This window comes from Bacillus sp. GW821-FHT01G09, assembly GCF_059422205.1.
In genome coordinates this window covers 1,011,493-1,027,225 of the sequence record NZ_JBWKWL010000002.1, presented here as the reverse complement: position 1 = coordinate 1,027,225, position 15,733 = coordinate 1,011,493, and the positions used below count along the sequence as shown (strand labels likewise).

General features: G+C 45.2%; 13 protein-coding genes. All 13 read left to right on the top strand.

Annotated elements, in window-relative coordinates; all coding sequences use genetic code 11:
• Positions 1 to 2: 2 nt before the first annotated feature.
• The 13 genes from ppsE to nrnB all read left to right on the top strand — a co-directional run bounded on the left by ppsE (position 3) and on the right by nrnB (position 15,719).
• Entirely contained in the window at positions 3 to 3,842 is a 3,840-nt protein-coding gene (gene ppsE, locus AC07VD_RS10485) for a plipastatin non-ribosomal peptide synthetase PpsE (protein WP_494721737.1), read from the top strand.
• A 107-nt stretch (positions 3,843 to 3,949) separates the two neighbouring features.
• Positions 3,950 to 4,342, top strand: a complete 393-nt coding sequence (locus AC07VD_RS10480) for a DUF1360 domain-containing protein (RefSeq protein ID WP_015251983.1) — start codon at positions 3,950 to 3,952, stop codon at positions 4,340 to 4,342.
• 135 nt (positions 4,343 to 4,477) lie between these two features.
• On the top strand, positions 4,478 to 6,010 hold the full coding sequence (locus AC07VD_RS10475) for a glycoside hydrolase family 10-like protein (RefSeq protein ID WP_024572328.1): 1,533 nt from the start codon (positions 4,478 to 4,480) through the stop codon (positions 6,008 to 6,010).
• Between the two features lie 108 nt (positions 6,011 to 6,118).
• Entirely contained in the window at positions 6,119 to 6,286 is a 168-nt protein-coding gene (locus AC07VD_RS10470) for a hypothetical protein (RefSeq protein ID WP_032680566.1), read from the top strand.
• Positions 6,276 to 6,581 carry a DUF5367 family protein gene (locus AC07VD_RS10465; protein WP_213379429.1) on the top strand — a complete coding sequence of 102 codons (306 nt, stop codon included), beginning with the start codon at positions 6,276 to 6,278 and terminating at the stop codon, positions 6,579 to 6,581. The genes AC07VD_RS10470 and AC07VD_RS10465 overlap by 11 nt, the downstream gene beginning before the upstream one ends.
• Positions 6,582 to 6,671: 90 nt before the next feature.
• Positions 6,672 to 7,814 carry an acyl-CoA dehydrogenase gene (locus AC07VD_RS10460; RefSeq protein ID WP_024572330.1) on the top strand — a complete coding sequence of 381 codons (1,143 nt, stop codon included), beginning with the start codon at positions 6,672 to 6,674 and terminating at the stop codon, positions 7,812 to 7,814.
• Positions 7,815 to 7,857: 43 nt separating this feature from the next.
• A complete protein-coding gene (locus tag AC07VD_RS10455; RefSeq protein ID WP_494721736.1) occupies positions 7,858 to 9,507 on the top strand; it encodes an AMP-binding protein in 1,650 nt (549 codons plus the stop codon).
• A gap of 9 nt (positions 9,508 to 9,516) precedes the next feature.
• Positions 9,517 to 10,851 carry an acetyl-CoA carboxylase biotin carboxylase subunit gene (locus AC07VD_RS10450; RefSeq protein WP_024573041.1) on the top strand — a complete coding sequence of 445 codons (1,335 nt, stop codon included), beginning with the start codon at positions 9,517 to 9,519 and terminating at the stop codon, positions 10,849 to 10,851.
• A gap of 14 nt (positions 10,852 to 10,865) precedes the next feature.
• Positions 10,866 to 11,087 carry an acetyl-CoA carboxylase biotin carboxyl carrier protein subunit gene (locus AC07VD_RS10445; RefSeq protein ID WP_014476962.1) on the top strand — a complete coding sequence of 74 codons (222 nt, stop codon included), beginning with the start codon at positions 10,866 to 10,868 and terminating at the stop codon, positions 11,085 to 11,087.
• Between the two features lie 14 nt (positions 11,088 to 11,101).
• Positions 11,102 to 12,001 (top strand): hydroxymethylglutaryl-CoA lyase, encoded by a 900-nt coding sequence (gene ldeG, locus AC07VD_RS10440; RefSeq protein WP_017696501.1) that lies wholly within the window; start codon positions 11,102 to 11,104, stop codon positions 11,999 to 12,001.
• Between the two features lie 20 nt (positions 12,002 to 12,021).
• Positions 12,022 to 12,804 carry an enoyl-CoA hydratase gene (locus AC07VD_RS10435; protein ID WP_494721735.1) on the top strand — a complete coding sequence of 261 codons (783 nt, stop codon included), beginning with the start codon at positions 12,022 to 12,024 and terminating at the stop codon, positions 12,802 to 12,804.
• A gap of 10 nt (positions 12,805 to 12,814) precedes the next feature.
• Positions 12,815 to 14,350, top strand: a complete 1,536-nt coding sequence (locus AC07VD_RS10430; protein WP_348710365.1) for an acyl-CoA carboxylase subunit beta — start codon at positions 12,815 to 12,817, stop codon at positions 14,348 to 14,350.
• Between the two features lie 169 nt (positions 14,351 to 14,519).
• Entirely contained in the window at positions 14,520 to 15,719 is a 1,200-nt protein-coding gene (gene nrnB, locus AC07VD_RS10425) for an oligoribonuclease NrnB (RefSeq protein WP_021479781.1), read from the top strand.
• Positions 15,720 to 15,733: the final 14 nt, after the last annotated feature.

The following is a 15,733-nucleotide window of genomic DNA, read 5'->3' as shown; positions in this document are numbered from 1 at the left end:
CCGTGAAGAAAGGTGCAGACACTATGGATAACATTAAAAAAATCAAGAACATTTATCCTCTGAGTCACATGCAGGAGGGGATGCTGTTTCATTCCTTCCTCCGTAAAGAGGAGGGGGCATACGTTGAGCAGTCGCTCTTCACCATTAAAGGAAGCCTCAGCTATGAATGGTTTCAGCGCAGCATTCAAGCCATTATCGACCGCCATGATATTTTCAGAACCGTGTTTTTGCCGCACGTCCCGCATTTGTCGGGACCTCGGCAAGTCGTGATGACAGAACGTGAATTCCATTTGAACAGCGAAGACATTTCTCATCTGTCAACAAACGACCAGAATGAGTATATTGAACGCTTTAAAGAGAAGGACAAGCAAAAAGGCTTTGATCTGCAAAAAGACATGCTGATGCGGATTTCTCTATTCAAAACAGCTAAAGATGAGCATGTCTGTATCTGGAGTCACCATCATATTTTAATGGACGGATGGTGCCTAGGTATTGTTATGCAGGAATTTATGCAAATTTATCAATCGATTCATGCAGGAAAGCCGCTTTCATTAGACCCTGTCCGTCCGTACAGCACCTATATTTCCTGGCTGACAAACCGAGACAAAGAAAAAGCAGCGGCCTACTGGGATACCTATTTAAAAAACTACAGCACTCCATCACCTCTGCCTCGTGTGTCTGATAAAGAAACAAAAGAAGGTTATCACCGTGAAGATTTGATATTTTCATTAAATAAACCACTGACAGACAAGCTGAAAGAGACTGCCAAACAACACGGCGTCACGCTCGCTACCCTTATTCAGACGGTCTGGGGTGTGATGCTGCAGCAATATAACCGCACAGACGACGTTGTGTTTGGCGCAGTTGTATCAGGAAGACCGTCAGAAATCCCGGGCGTGGAGCAAATGATAGGATTGTTTATCAATACCATACCGATTCGAATTAAAACACATCAAGACGAAACGTTTCAAGAACTGCTCATACGATGCCAGAAAGAAATGCTGGAAGCTGAGCCGTTTACCTGCCAGCCTTTATTTGATATTCAGGCAAACACCGCATTAAAACAGGAACTGATTGATCACATTATCGTCTTTGAAAACTATCCGTTACAGCAGAAAATCGCCGATTTCGCTGATCAAACCGATTCACCGCTGCAAATCGATCAAGTTCAAGTATCCGAGCAATCAGGATATAACTTTAATCTTGTCGTTGCTCCCGGCGAAGAGCTTGTCGTCAAGTTCAGCTATAATGCGTTTGTTTACGATGCTGCCTGGATCAGCTGTATCAAGAGGCAATTTACGCAAGCGCTTAGCACAGCGGCACAGCACCCTCATATGCCAATTGCTGATTTTTCTTTTCTTGATGCAACAGAAAAAGAGCAGATTGTCACACAGTTCAACAATACAAAAACGGAGTATCCAAAGAATCATACAATTATCGATTTATTTCGCGAACAAGCAGAAAAAACGCCAGACCATACCGCACTTGTGTATGGCAATATGTCTATTTCGTATAAAGAGCTTGATAAACGCTCTAATGCGCTCGCCAGAGAGTTAATTCAAAAGGGATTTCGGCAAAACGAGACAGCCGGAATATTGGCTGCACATTCTCCCGAATTCATGATCAGTGTGCTTGCCGTATTAAAAGCAGGGGGAGCATACCTCCCGCTTGATGCGGAGCTTCCGCCTGAACGAGTCAGCTTTATGCTTGAGGAAACGCAAGCAAAAATGCTGATTGTTCAAAAGGGATTGGAGCAAAACGCTACGTTCTCAGGAACATGTATCATTTCAGATGCGCAGGGATTGATGGAAGAGAACGATATCCCTATTAATATCAGCTCCAGCCCGGATGATCTTGCGTACATCATGTATACCTCAGGATCAACAGGCCGGCCGAAAGGGGTCATGATCACGAATCGCAATGTCGTGTCCCTTGTCAGCAACAGCAATTACACGTCTGCGTCCGGTGATGACCGGTTTATTATGACTGGATCTATCAGCTTTGACGCCGTCACCTTTGAAATGTTCGGGGCACTTTTAAATGGCGCAAGCCTTCATATCATTGATAAATCGACAATGCTGGCACCTGATCGGTTTGGAGCGTATTTGCTTGAAAATGACATTACAGTGCTATTTTTAACGACAGCTCTTTTTAATCAGCTGGCACAGGTACGAGCTGACATGTTTCGCGGACTCCATATGTTATATGTCGGAGGAGAAGCACTCTCTCCTGCTCTGATGAATGCTGTCAGGCACGCCTGTCCAGATCTCGCGCTTCATAATATTTACGGGCCTACGGAAAACACGACTTTTTCAACCTTTTTTGAAATGAAGAGAGACTATGCGGGGCCGATTCCGATTGGAAAACCAATCAGCAATAGCACCGCTTACATCTTAGATACAAAAGGACGTCTTTTGCCAATAGGCGTTCCCGGCGAGCTTTGTGTTGGCAGTGATGGTGTCGCTAAAGGCTATTTGAACAGAGATGACCTGACAAATGCTGTTTTTTCTCCTCATCCTTTCTTGCCTGGAGAAAGAATATACCGTACCGGTGATTTGGCGCGCTGGCTGCCTGATGGAAACTTAGAATACATCAGCAGAATTGACAGGCAAATGAAAATTCGCGGAAAACGAATTGAGCCTGCCGAAATAGAAGCGCGCCTGTTAGAAATGGAAGGCGTTCAAGAAGCAGCAGTGACATTGAGAGAAAAAGATGGAGAGGCGCAGCTGTACACTCATTACGTCGGTGATCACAAAAAAACAGATACGGATTTTCGCGCCGATTTGGCGCGTGTGCTTCCAGACTATATGATCCCGCAGCACTGGGTGCGTGTGGAACGGATGCCGCTTACCGGAAACGGAAAAATAGACCGCAGCGCGCTGCCTATTCCAGAAAATAAGCCTGCCAAACGACAGGACATCATATTGCCAAGAAACTTGGTTGAAGAAGAATTAGCGAACATTTGGAAGCAAGTCCTCGGTGTTAACACAATCAGTATTGATGATGACTTCTTTGCTATTGGCGGACATTCACTAAAAGCACTGCAAGTCATACATACACTAAAACATCAGCAGAACATTGACATACCGATTGATTTCTTGTTCGAACATCCGACAATCGCTCAGCTTGCCGAAAAACTTTATTCTAAACAGCTGAGAGCGGCAGATGAACAGCATGTGATCAAACTGAACCAGCACGGCGCGCAAAATCTTTTCTGCTTCCCGCCGATATCAGGATTTGGCATTTATTTTAAAGACCTTGCTTTATTACTGAATGAGAAGGCAGCCGTATACGGGTTTCACTTTATTGAACAAGACACCCGCATTGAACAATATGTTAATTGCATGACGGACATACAGCCTGAGGGCCCATACGTTTTATTAGGCTACTCTGCAGGCGGAAACCTGGCTTTTGAAGTGGCAAAGGCTTTGGAGCGCAAAGGATTGGAAGTCAGCGACTTCATTATCGTGGACGCTTATCTAAAGGAACAGTCTTTGCCTATCGATACCGGGAATGACGAATCTGCAGCATATCTGCCTGAAGCAGTCAGAGAAAAGGTGATGAAGAAAAAAAGAAACTATCAGGAATATTGGGCACAATTGCTGAATGAAGGCCACATCAAAGCAAGCATTCATTTCATCGAAGCTGGAATCCACCCCGAAACCAGCGAGAATACAGGCTTAACGAAATGGGAAGGCGCCTGTGGAAACTATAGTGAGTACACGGGTTTTGGCGCTCATAAAGACATGCTGGAAGGAACATATGCTGAAAAGAATGCTGACATCATCCTCGACATTTTAGAAAAGATCACTTCAAATAAAGCAATCCCGCACAAACAATAGAGCGGATTCGCGGACAAAAGCATTCTTTGTCCGCTTCTTTTTGTATCAAAGAATGGATCGATGACACTAGGGAATGATAACATCATCCTTTTTCTTGGAGGCTTGTCATGGAGCATTTATCTTTTCTTACGTTTATCATGCTGATTCTAGCCAGTTACAGGCTGACACATTTGATTGTATTTGACAAAATCACAGAATTTATCCGAAAACCTTTTATGAAAAAGAAAAGGATTGTTGATCAAAACGGGCATGTAGATGAAAAAAGCGTGCCGGCTTCTAACTTTGGATACATGCTCAATTGCTACTGGTGTGCCGGTGTTTGGTGTGCCATCTTGATCGGACTTGGCTATCTTTTTTTGCCTCGTATTGCAATACCGCTGATCTTTATTTTAGCCATTGCCGGAGCACAAGCGATCCTTGAAACGGCTGTCGGTGTCGGCGTAAAACTTATTGACGTGTTAAAAAGTCTGCAAACCATGATGAATGATAAAAAGTCCTAAAAGCGGTTCACAACATGCTTTAGGACTTTTTTCGTTTATTTAGTGAGATAGACATTCTGTTAATCACCCTTTTATAGCCCGGGAATACCGTAATAGCGAATAGTGAAAGTGATGTAATGGGGGAGAAGAAACAGAATGAAGGTTTGCCAAAAGTCGATTGTCCGTTTCCTTGTCAGCTTGATCATCGGAACGTTTGTCATTTCCGTTCCGTTTATGGCCAATGCGCAGTCTGACAGGGAGCTGAGAGCCGTATGGATTGCTTCCGTATTAAATATTGATTGGCCGTCCAAAAAAGGGTTATCTGTGAAAGAGCAAAAACAGGAGTATATCAAACTGCTGGACGATGTGCAAAAAATGGGAATGAATGCCGTTATCGTTCAGATAAAACCGACGGCTGATGCCTTTTATCCGTCAGCTTACGGGCCTTGGTCGGAATACTTAACCGGTGTCCAAGGGAAGGACCCGGGCTATGATCCTCTTGCATTTATGATTGAAGAAACCCATAAACGAAATTTGGAATTTCACGCGTGGTTTAATCCTTACCGTATTACAATGAATCATACAGATCTTAATAAATTGTCTGAGGATCACCCGGCAAGAAAACATCCAGATTGGGTTGCCGCCTATGGAAACCAGCTGTATTATCATCCAGGCATTCCAGAAGCGAGAGATTTTATCGTCAAAGGCATTGAAGAAGTCGTAAAACATTATGATATCGATGCTGTTCATATGGATGATTATTTTTACCCTTATAAAATAGCAGGACAGGAATTTCCTGATCAAGCACAGTATGAACAATACGGAAAAAACGCTTTTTCTAATATCGATGACTGGCGGCGGGACAATGTGAACCAGCTTGTCAAACAAATCAACCAAACAATTAAAGCTGCAAAACCGTATGTCAAATTCGGCATCAGTCCCTTTGGAGTATGGAGAAACGCAGCAGATGACCCGACCGGATCGAATACAAAAGCAGGCGTCAGAAATTATGACGATCTATATGCAGACACAAGACATTGGATCCAAGAAGGCGACATCGATTATATTGCTCCGCAAATTTATTGGAGTATCGGCTTTAACGCAGCGGCTTACGACGTGCTGGCTGATTGGTGGAGCAATGAAGTCAAAAATAGGCCTGTTCACTTATATATTGGCCAGGCAGCATATAAAATCAATAACAATTTTGATCCGCCTTGGTCCGACCCTGAGGAATATGTGCGGCAAATCACTTTGAACCGCCAGCTTGAACTGGTGAAAGGAAGCATGCATTTCAGTCTCAAGGATCTCAACAAAAATCCGCTTGGCATCAAAGACAGGCTCATCGCCGATCTTTACAGCAAGCCGGCACTGGTTCCGCAAATGCCTTGGCTTGACAATACCGCCCCAAAAAAACCGAAGCTTACGAAAGTCACCGAAGACAAAAACGGCAATCTTCTGCAGATTAAAGATCACCCATCAAATCAAAAAACGAAAGAAACAGCCTATTATGCGATATACAGAGCCGAAGGGAAAAAGCAGAGAACATTGCTGGCAACGCAAAGAAAAACACATGAGCAGCAAACCTTCTTAGATAACACGGCAGATCCTAACAAGAAATATACGTATTATGTCACTTCAGCAGACCGGCTTCATAACGAAAGCAAGGCTTCCAAACGAACAACAAAATAAGAAATGAGAAGGACGGCTTTCTAAGTCGTCTTTTTTTTAAAAGTGATTTTGGAGACAGGAAACGATGGTAAACCGCTGAATTTTTTAAAAAACAAAGGAGAGATTCACATGAATATGGAGGCGGTTTTTGGACTTTTTCCAGTATTGGAATCTGAGAAACTAGTACTAAATAAAATCGAAGAGAAACACGTACAGGACGTGTTTTACGTTTTCATTTCTCGTCTGGTTAGGTGCCACATTATTTTTTGTGCTGTTCGGAGATGCTGTGTTGACTGATCCGGCTGAAGAAGCCTTTTTGCCGAACTTTCTTCTCTTGGGAGCGGGCACCGCTCTTGTTTTATGCCTTGTGTTCTTTCTCTATCAAAAACTCGATCAATCACAGTTCGCGGTGATCAAGCTAGGTATATGGGGATCAGCGGTCGGTTTATTGATGGATACGATTTCCCTTTGGAATCATCCCCTCATCGTCCCGGCTTTATCAAAGGGCCAAGTTATTGCGTTTGCGATATGGATGGTATGCGCCTACTGCATGTATTTGCTCATTCCGCTGAAATTATCACATAAAAAATGATCCAGTTTTAATTTTCAGACTTTTCTTGTCAGGGAATGATTATAGAACTCGCCTAATAGGATGTTACAAAGATGTGAAGGAGGAAACGATGTGAATTTTGAGCTGACAAAAGAACAACAAATGGTGCGTGAAATGGTAAAAGATTTTGCGAAAAAAGAAATTGCTCCTCACGCTGAACATGTAGATCAAACAGGCGAGTTCCCGATGCAAACATTTAAAAAAATGGGTGAACTCGGTCTGATGGGTATTCCATTTCCAGAAGAATACGGCGGATCTGGCGGTGATACGATTTCATATGCCTTAGCGGTTGAAGAAGTCGGCAAAGCCTGCGGCAGTACTGGATTAAGCTATGCTGCAGCGGTCTCGCTAGGCGCAAGCCCTCTATACTACTTCGGAACAGAAGAGCAAAAACGGACGCATTTGACGCCGCTGGCTTCAGGCACAGCACTCGGATCATTCGGCCTGACGGAGCCAAATGCAGGCTCAGATGCAGGAGGCACTCAAACAAAAGCGATTTCAAATGGTGACGAGTATGTAATCAACGGCGAAAAGTGCTGGATCACTAATGCAAGCTACGCACGCACAGTTATTGTGACTGCAGTAACAGGCAAAAACAAAGATGGAAAAAACATCATCTCCGCATTAATCGTGCCAACTGACACACCAGGACTTACGATTACGAGCCCGTACGATAAAATGGGCGTCCGCGGTTCGAATACAGCGGAAATTTTGCTTGAGGATGTAAGAGTGCCTGCGGCCAACTTACTCGGCGATCCAACAAAAGGGTTTAAACAGTTTCTATATACGCTGGACGGTGGTCGAATCTCCATCGCTGCTCTTGCAGTCGGCATTGCTCAAGCGGCCCTTGACGCATCATTGGCATATGCGAAAGAACGAAAGCAGTTTGGACAGCCGATTTCTTCCTTTCAAGCGATTCAATTTAAGCTTGCTGACATGGCGATGGAAATTGATCTGGCACGGCAAATGGTGTTAAAAGCCGCCTGGCTGAAAGACCATAACCGCCCGTTCACCAAAGAAGCGGCGTACGCCAAGCTATTCGCATCTGAAATGGCGACAAGAGCTTGCAATCAAGCCATTCAAATCCATGGAGGTTCAGGCTATATGAAAGAGTATGGGGTGGAACGGATGCTGCGGGACGCAAAATTAATGGAAATCGGTGAAGGCACATCTGAAATTCAGCGTCTCGTGATCGCCAGACAGCTATTAAAATAAAAATGTAAACGCTTTCCCATCATTAAGAAAGGAGGAACAAGCAATGGCTGAACTCATCCATTCCACAATCGGCAGGCTGCTGGAACAAACAGCTGATGCGTATCCCGATCGAGATGCTGTTGTGTATCCAGACCGAAATATCCGCTATACGTACGCTCAATTTGACAGTCTGTGCCGTCAAACCGCTAAAGGTCTCATGCGGATGGGGATTGGAAAAGGAGATCACGTCGCCATATGGGCTTCTAATATCCCTGAATGGCTTGCCGTCCAGTTCGCAACTGCAAAGATCGGAGCCGTGCTCGTAACCGTCAATACCAATTATCAAGCACACGAGCTTGATTACTTGTTAAAGCAATCGGATGCCGCGGCACTTATCATCATGGATTCATACAGAGGCACTTCTTATCCAGACATCGTGAACAGTTTAATACCAGAACTGCAAGAAGCAATGCCCGGCCAACTGAAATCTGAACGCTATCCCTTTTTAAAAACGCTGATCTATATTGGCAATAAACGGTTGCCTGGCATGTATCATTGGGACGATACAGAGATATTGGCGAAAACAGTGACAGATGCTGAGCTTGAAGAGAGAATGAACAGCCTGGATAAAGACGATGTGATTAATATGCAATACACATCAGGAACGACAGGGTTTCCAAAAGGCGTGATGCTGACCCATTTCAATGTCATCAATAACGCTGCTAATATCGCTGAATGTATGGTTTTAACCTCTCAAGACCGCATGTGCATCCCGGTTCCGTTTTTTCACTGCTTTGGATGCGTACTTGGGGTTTTAGCATGTGTATCCGTCGGGGCAGCCATGATACCCGTGCAAGAATTTGATCCCGTTACCGTCCTTAAAACGGTAGAAAAAGAGAAATGCACGGCGCTCCATGGTGTGCCTACCATGTTTATCGCCGAGCTGCATCATCCGGATTTTGATGCATATGATCTATCGACGCTCCGAACAGGAATCATGGCCGGCTCTCCTTGTCCAAGTGAAGTGATGAAAGCTGTGATTGAAAGGATGGGCATGAAAGACATTACGATCGCCTATGGACAAACCGAAGCCTCGCCAGTCATTACGCAAACGAGAGCAAATGATTCCTTCATAAGAAGAGTCGAAACAACCGGCCGCGCCCTGCCACATACTGAAGTGAAAATTGTAGAACCCGGGACATGTCAAGAAGTTCAAAGAGGCATGCAGGGAGAACTGTGCACCCGCGGCTATCACGTCATGAAAGGCTATTATAAAGACAAAGAAGCGACCAGAAAAGCAATCAATCACGACGAATGGCTGTTTACCGGAGATCTTGCTGTCATGGATGAAGACGGGTACTGCCGCATTACCGGAAGATTAAAAGATATGCTCATCAGAGGCGGCGAGAACATTTATCCGCGGGAAATTGAAGAATTTTTATACCGGCATCCCGCTGTTTTAGATGTACAGGTCGTTGGTGTGCCTGACGCCAAATTCGGGGAGGAAGCTGCAGCCTGGATTAAACTGAAAGACGGTAAAAGCGTTTCACCTGATGAGCTTAAAGCCTATTGCAAAGGGAAAATCGCCCGCCACAAAATTCCGCGTTATGTTATTTTTACGGATGACTATCCGATGACGGCCTCAGGCAAAATTCAAAAATATAAACTGCGAGAAAAAACGATTGAAATGTTCAACCTATCATCAAGTCAATGAGGTGAAATCATGTTTACAAAAGTACTGATCGCCAACCGCGGAGAAATTGCAATGAGAATTATCCGAACATGCAGCCGTCTCGGCATTAAAACGGTCGCGGTTTATTCAGAAGCAGACAAGGACGCGCTCCATACAAAAGCCGCTACAGAGGCTTATTTGATCGGGGAATCGAGAGTCAGTGAAAGTTATTTAAATATAGAGAGAATCATAAAGACGGCGAAAAAAGCAAATGCCGACGCGATCCACCCTGGATATGGATTGTTATCAGAAAACAGCCGATTCGCTGAACGCTGCAAGCAAGAAAACATCGTGTTTATCGGACCTTCCCCTGATATCATCGCAAAGATGGGCAGCAAAATTGAAGCGCGAAAAGCAATGGAGGCTGCAGGTGTCCCTGTGGTGCCGGGCGTTTCTGAATCCCTCGGAGATATAGAGGCAGCCTGCCGCACCGCAAGTCAAATCGGCTATCCTGTCATGCTGAAAGCTTCAGCGGGCGGAGGGGGCATCGGAATGCAGCGTGTTGAAAATGAAGAAGCATTAAAAAAAGCGTACGAGGGAAACAAAAAGCGCGCAGCAGATTTTTTCGGTGACGGGTCGATGTATATAGAAAAAGTTATTGAACATGCGCGTCACATCGAGGTTCAGCTTTTGGCCGATCAACACGGCCATACAGTACATCTGTTTGAACGTGATTGCTCTGTTCAGAGGCGCCACCAAAAAGTCATTGAAGAAGCACCGTCTCCATTTGTAGACGATGAACTAAGAATGAAGATCGGGCAAACAGCGGTAAAAGCAGCGAAGGCAATCGGCTATACGAACGCAGGCACCATCGAATTTATAGTTGACCAGAAGCAAAATTTTTATTTCCTCGAAATGAATACGAGACTGCAAGTTGAACACCCCGTGACTGAAGAAATAACAGGCCTGGACTTAGTTGAGCAGCAGCTGCGAATTGCTGCGGGCCATACACTCACATTCTCCCAAAAAGACATCCAACGGAACGGGCATGCGATAGAGGTTCGAATATACGCGGAAGATCCCAAGACCTTCTTCCCGTCACCAGGTACGATCACTGCGTTTTCACTTCCTGACCAAAAAGGAGTCAGACACGAATGTGCGGTAGCAAAAGACAGCACCGTTACCCCTTTTTATGACCCGATGATCGCTAAGATGATTGTCAAAGGCCAAACCAGAACAGAAGCAATTGAAAAACTAGAGACAGCGCTTCGCGACTATCGTGTAGAGGGAATCAAAACAAATCTTCCGCTTCTCATACAGGCTGCGGCAACAAAGGCATTTAAAGAAGGGGATGTCACGACTGACTTTTTGAAACAACACCTATAAAGGAGGCAGTTGTCATGACGGTTAGCATACAAATGGCAGGAAACCTGTGGAAAGTCCACGTCAAAGCCGGCGACCAAATCGAAAAGGGCCAGGAGGTAGCCATTTTGGAATCGATGAAAATGGAAATCCCGATCGTTGCAGATAGAAGCGGAATCGTAAAAGAAGTCAAAAAAAATGAAGGCGACTTTGTAAATGAAGGAGACGTACTGCTCGAACTGAGCGATTCCACTCAATAATTTGGAGGAAGACCATGTCATATCCTAAAAAAGTGACAATCAAAGAAGTCGGCCCGCGTGACGGCTTACAAAACGAGCCCGTATGGATCGCAACAGAGGATAAAATAACCTGGATCAACCAGCTTTCCCGGACAGGGCTTTCGTATATTGAAATCACATCCTTCGTTCACCCGAAATGGATTCCGGCGCTTCGAGATGCTATCGACGTAGCAAAGGGCATCAACCGTGAAAAAGGGGTAACGTACGCGGCACTTGTCCCGAATCAAAGAGGACTGGAGAATGCGCTTGAAGGAGGCATTGACGAAGCTTGCGTTTTTATGTCCGCCAGCGAGACGCACAACAGAAAAAACATCAATAAATCCACTTCTGAGTCCCTTCATATACTCAAACAAGTAAACAACGACGCACAAAAAGCAAACCTCACAACAAGAGCCTACCTCTCGACTGTATTCGGCTGTCCGTACGAAAAAGATGTCCCCATTGAACAAGTCATTCGCCTTTCAGAAGCTCTATTTGAATTTGGAATTTCTGAACTGTCGCTTGGAGATACGATTGGAGCGGCTAATCCCGCCCAAGTGGAAACTGTACTTGAAGCTCTTTTGGCACGATTCCCGGCTAATCAAATTGCCCTGCATTTTCATGATACGAGAGGAACCGCTCTGGCCAACATGGTCACAGCACTCCAAATGGGCATCACGGTGTTCGACGGCTCGGCAGGCGGGCTTGGGGGATGCCCATATGCGCCAGGTTCATCAGGAAACGCCGCAACTGAGGATATCGTGTACATGCTTGAACAGATGGATATCAAAACAAATGTAAAGCTCGAAAAACTGCTATCTGCGGCCAAATGGATAGAAGAAAAAATGGGCAAACCGCTGCCGAGCAGAAATTTACAGGTGTTTAAATCATCTTGATAAAAGGGAGGACGCATACAATGGGAGACTCTATTCTTTTTACTGTTAAAAATGAACATATTGCGTTGATCACCTTAAACAGGCCTCAGGCAGCAAATGCTCTTTCAGCGGAAATGCTTAGAAACCTGCAAATGATTCTTCAGGAAATTGAATTCAACTCAAACATCCGCTGTGTCATCCTCACAGGCACCGGTGAAAAAGCGTTTTGTGCAGGGGCAGACCTGAAGGAACGGATAAAACTGAAAGAAGATCAGGTTCTGGCAAGTGTATCTCTCATTCAAAGAACGGCGGCTTTACTTGATGCCTTGCCGCAGCCGGTCATAGCTGCGATAAATGGAAGCGCATTAGGCGGCGGACTAGAATTGACATTGGCATGCGACCTTCGAATCGCAACTGAATCAGCTGTGCTGGGACTTCCGGAAACAGGGTTAGCTATTATCCCGGGCGCTGGAGGGACCCAAAGGCTGCCCCGGCTGATTGGCAGAGGAAAAGCAAAAGAATTCATTTATACAGGCAGACGCGTGACCGCACACGAAGCAAAAGAAATCGGCCTTGTAGAGCATGTCACGGCTCCTTATGACCTTATGCCAAAAGCAGAGGAACTGGCCGCAGCCATTTCTGCCAACGGGCCGATCGCTGTCCGTCAGGCTAAATTTGCAATCAATAAAGGATTGGAGACAGATCTCGCTACAGGTCTTGCGATTGAACAAAAAGCGTATGAACAAACCATCCCGACAAAAGACAGGAGAGAAGGGCTTCAGGCCTTTCAAGAAAAAAGACGGGCCGTATACAAGGGAATATAAAAGGGAGGCAATGCTCATGGATTATGAAAAGGAACGAACAGAACGGGCTGAACGGATTCGAAAAGGCGGAGCGGAAAAGTATCATCAAAGCAATCGGGAAAAAGGCAAGCTCTTTGTCAGAGAGCGGCTTTCCCTTCTCTTTGACGATGACATTGAGCTAGAAGACGCTTTTTTTGCGGAATGTATGTCAGACGGGCTTCCCGCTGACGGAGTTGTAACCGCTATCGGCAAAATCGGCGGCCATACCGTTTGCGTCATGGCGAATGATTCAACAGTGAAAGCGGGGTCATGGGGAGCAAAAACAGTTGAAAAAATCATCAGAATTCAAGAAACCGCCGAAAAATTAAACTGTCCGCTCATTTATTTAGTCGATTCGGCAGGCGCCCGAATTACCGACCAAATCAATGTCTTTCCAGGGAGACGCGGTGCAGGAAGAATTTTTTACAATCAAGTCAAATTATCGGGACGCATTCCGCAAATCTGTCTGCTTTTCGGACCATCTGCGGCAGGAGGCGCTTATATTCCGGCCTTCTGTGATATCGTCGTTATGGTAGACGGTAACGCCTCCATGTATTTAGGCTCGCCAAGGATGGCGGAAATGGTTATTGGAGAAAAAGTGTCTCTCGAAGAAATGGGTGGCGCCCGTATGCATTGCTCAATCTCCGGCTGCGGAGATATTCTTGCAGAGACTGAAGAAGAAGCCATACAGCTGGCGCGGGCTTATTTGTCTTACTTTCCGGCAAATTTTCAAGAAAAAGCGCCCATTCATGAGAAACGCCCGCCAAAACACTTCGACACTCCGCTTGCCGACGTCATTCCGCAAAATCAAAACGCGCCTTTTGATATGTATGAGCTGATTGAGCGGGTCATAGATGAAGACTCATTTTTTGAGATCAAAGCCTTATTTGCACCGGAATTATTGACGGGCCTCGCACGAATCCAAGGACAGCCTGTCGGCATTGTTGCAAACCAGCCGAAGGTAAAAGGAGGCGTCTTATTCCACGATTCAGCAGACAAAGCGGCTAAGTTTATTACCTTATGTGACGCTTTTCATATCCCATTGCTGTTCTTAGCGGATATCCCCGGTTTTATGATTGGCACAAAAGTAGAACAGGCTGGGATTATCAGACACGGAGCAAAAATGATTTCTGCGATGTCGGAGGCAACTGTTCCAAAACTCTCTGTCATTGTCCGAAAAGCTTACGGGGCGGGGTTGTATGCAATGGCAGGGCCGGCATTTGAACCGGATTGCTGTCTAGCGCTCCCAACCGCCCAAATCGCCGTCATGGGCCCTGAGGCAGCTGTAAACGCTGTCTACGCTAAAAAAATCGCCGAGCTGCCAGAAGAAGAGAGAGCCGCATTTATCAGCAGCAAACGGGAGGAATACAAAGAGGACATCAATATCTACCGTCTGGCTTCAGAAATGATCATTGATGCTGTTATCCCAGCCAATTCGCTGCGTGATGAGCTGGCCAAACGGCTCAAGGCATACATGACAAAGGAAATGACATTTACCAATCGAAAGCATCCGGTTTATCCAGTGTAAAAGCAAGAACTTAGGAGCGCAAAAAAAGCGCTCCTTTATATATTTACAATAACAACATTATGTCAACTCATTACCTTTGCATAAAACGCTTGGTTTTTTAGAATAGTAAATAAAGGCTGCCGCACCTCTAGCGGCAATTGTCAGTTTATCATAAAAAGGGGCCTACATTATGTATCATTTATATTCACATAACGACTTGGACGGAGTAGGGTGCGGAATCGTAGCAAAATTGGCGTTCGGAAAAGACGTAGAGGTCCGGTATAACTCTGTCAACGGCTTAAACGCACAGGTGCAGTACTTTTTAGAAAAAGCGAAGGAGAGCAACAGACAGGACACGTTATTCATCACCGATCTCGCCGTCAATGAAGAAAACGAAGAGAGATTGAATGAGTATGTTCATGCAGGGGGCAAAGTGAAGCTCATAGACCATCATAAAACAGCCCTTCATTTGAATGAGCATGAATGGGGATTTGTCCAGGTGGAATACGATGATGGAAGGCTCACATCCGCGACATCGCTTTTATATGGCTATCTCGTTGAAAATGGCTTCATGAAACCGACAAATGCCTTAGATCAATTCACAGAGCTCGTCCGCCAATACGATACATGGGAGTGGGAGCGGTACGATCAAAAACAGGCGAAGCGGCTTAATGATCTTTTCTTTTTGCTGTCAATCGATGAATTTGAAGCAAAAATGATCCAGCGCCTTTCCGCGCATGACGAATTTTTCTTCGATGATTTTGAAGAAAAACTGCTTGATTTAGAAGACGAAAAAATCGAGCGCTACCTCCGCAGAAAGAAAAGGGAAATGGTACAAACCTTTGTTCACGAACACTGTGTAGGCATCGTTCACGCTGAATCGTACCATTCAGAGCTGGGGAACAGGCTAGGGAAAGATAATCCGCACCTCGATTACATTGCGATTTTGAGCATGGGGTCAAAACGAGTCAGTCTCCGCACCATTCATGATTACATCGATGTGTCAGAAATCGCCGGCCGATATGGCGGCGGAGGGCATGCAAAAGCGTCCGGCTGTTCAATAACCGATGAAGTATACGAGTTGTTTGTAGCTGAAGCTTTCCGTATTGATCCTGTACGGCCGGATGCCTTCCGTAATATCTATAATCTAAAGGGATCTGCGAATGGATCATTATATGAAAATCGCGCACAAATGAGATTTTTTCTTTTCCCTTTAGACAACGAATGGAATATTCAAATTAACGGAGAAACCCAAGACGAAACATTCGCAGCGTTTGAAGAGGCAGAATGGTTTATTAAGAGAAATTATGCCGCATCGCTCGTGCGGGATGAAGTGTTTGTCGCATTTTTAGCGGAGAATCTGAAGCTGGCAAATCAACATCGGAAGTAAAAAAATATGCATAG

Bases quoted from the DNA above. Each gene is read 5' to 3' on its own strand.
- AC07VD_RS10480 (WP_015251983.1), top strand. From the start codon at position 3,950: ATGGAGCATTTATCTTTTCTTACGTTTATCATGCTGATTCTAGCCAGT.
- AC07VD_RS10475 (WP_024572328.1), top strand. From the start codon at position 4,478: ATGAAGGTTTGCCAAAAGTCGATTGTCCGTTTCCTTGTCAGCTTGATC.
- AC07VD_RS10470 (WP_032680566.1), top strand. From the start codon at position 6,119: ATGAATATGGAGGCGGTTTTTGGACTTTTTCCAGTATTGGAATCTGAG.
- AC07VD_RS10455 (WP_494721736.1), top strand. From the start codon at position 7,858: ATGGCTGAACTCATCCATTCCACAATCGGCAGGCTGCTGGAACAAACA.
- AC07VD_RS10450 (WP_024573041.1), top strand. From the start codon at position 9,517: ATGTTTACAAAAGTACTGATCGCCAACCGCGGAGAAATTGCAATGAGA.
- AC07VD_RS10445 (WP_014476962.1), top strand. From the start codon at position 10,866: ATGACGGTTAGCATACAAATGGCAGGAAACCTGTGGAAAGTCCACGTC.
- ldeG (WP_017696501.1), top strand. From the start codon at position 11,102: ATGTCATATCCTAAAAAAGTGACAATCAAAGAAGTCGGCCCGCGTGAC.
- AC07VD_RS10435 (WP_494721735.1), top strand. From the start codon at position 12,022: ATGGGAGACTCTATTCTTTTTACTGTTAAAAATGAACATATTGCGTTG.
- AC07VD_RS10430 (WP_348710365.1), top strand. From the start codon at position 12,815: ATGCTCATGGATTATGAAAAGGAACGAACAGAACGGGCTGAACGGATT.
- nrnB (WP_021479781.1), top strand. From the start codon at position 14,520: ATGTATCATTTATATTCACATAACGACTTGGACGGAGTAGGGTGCGGA.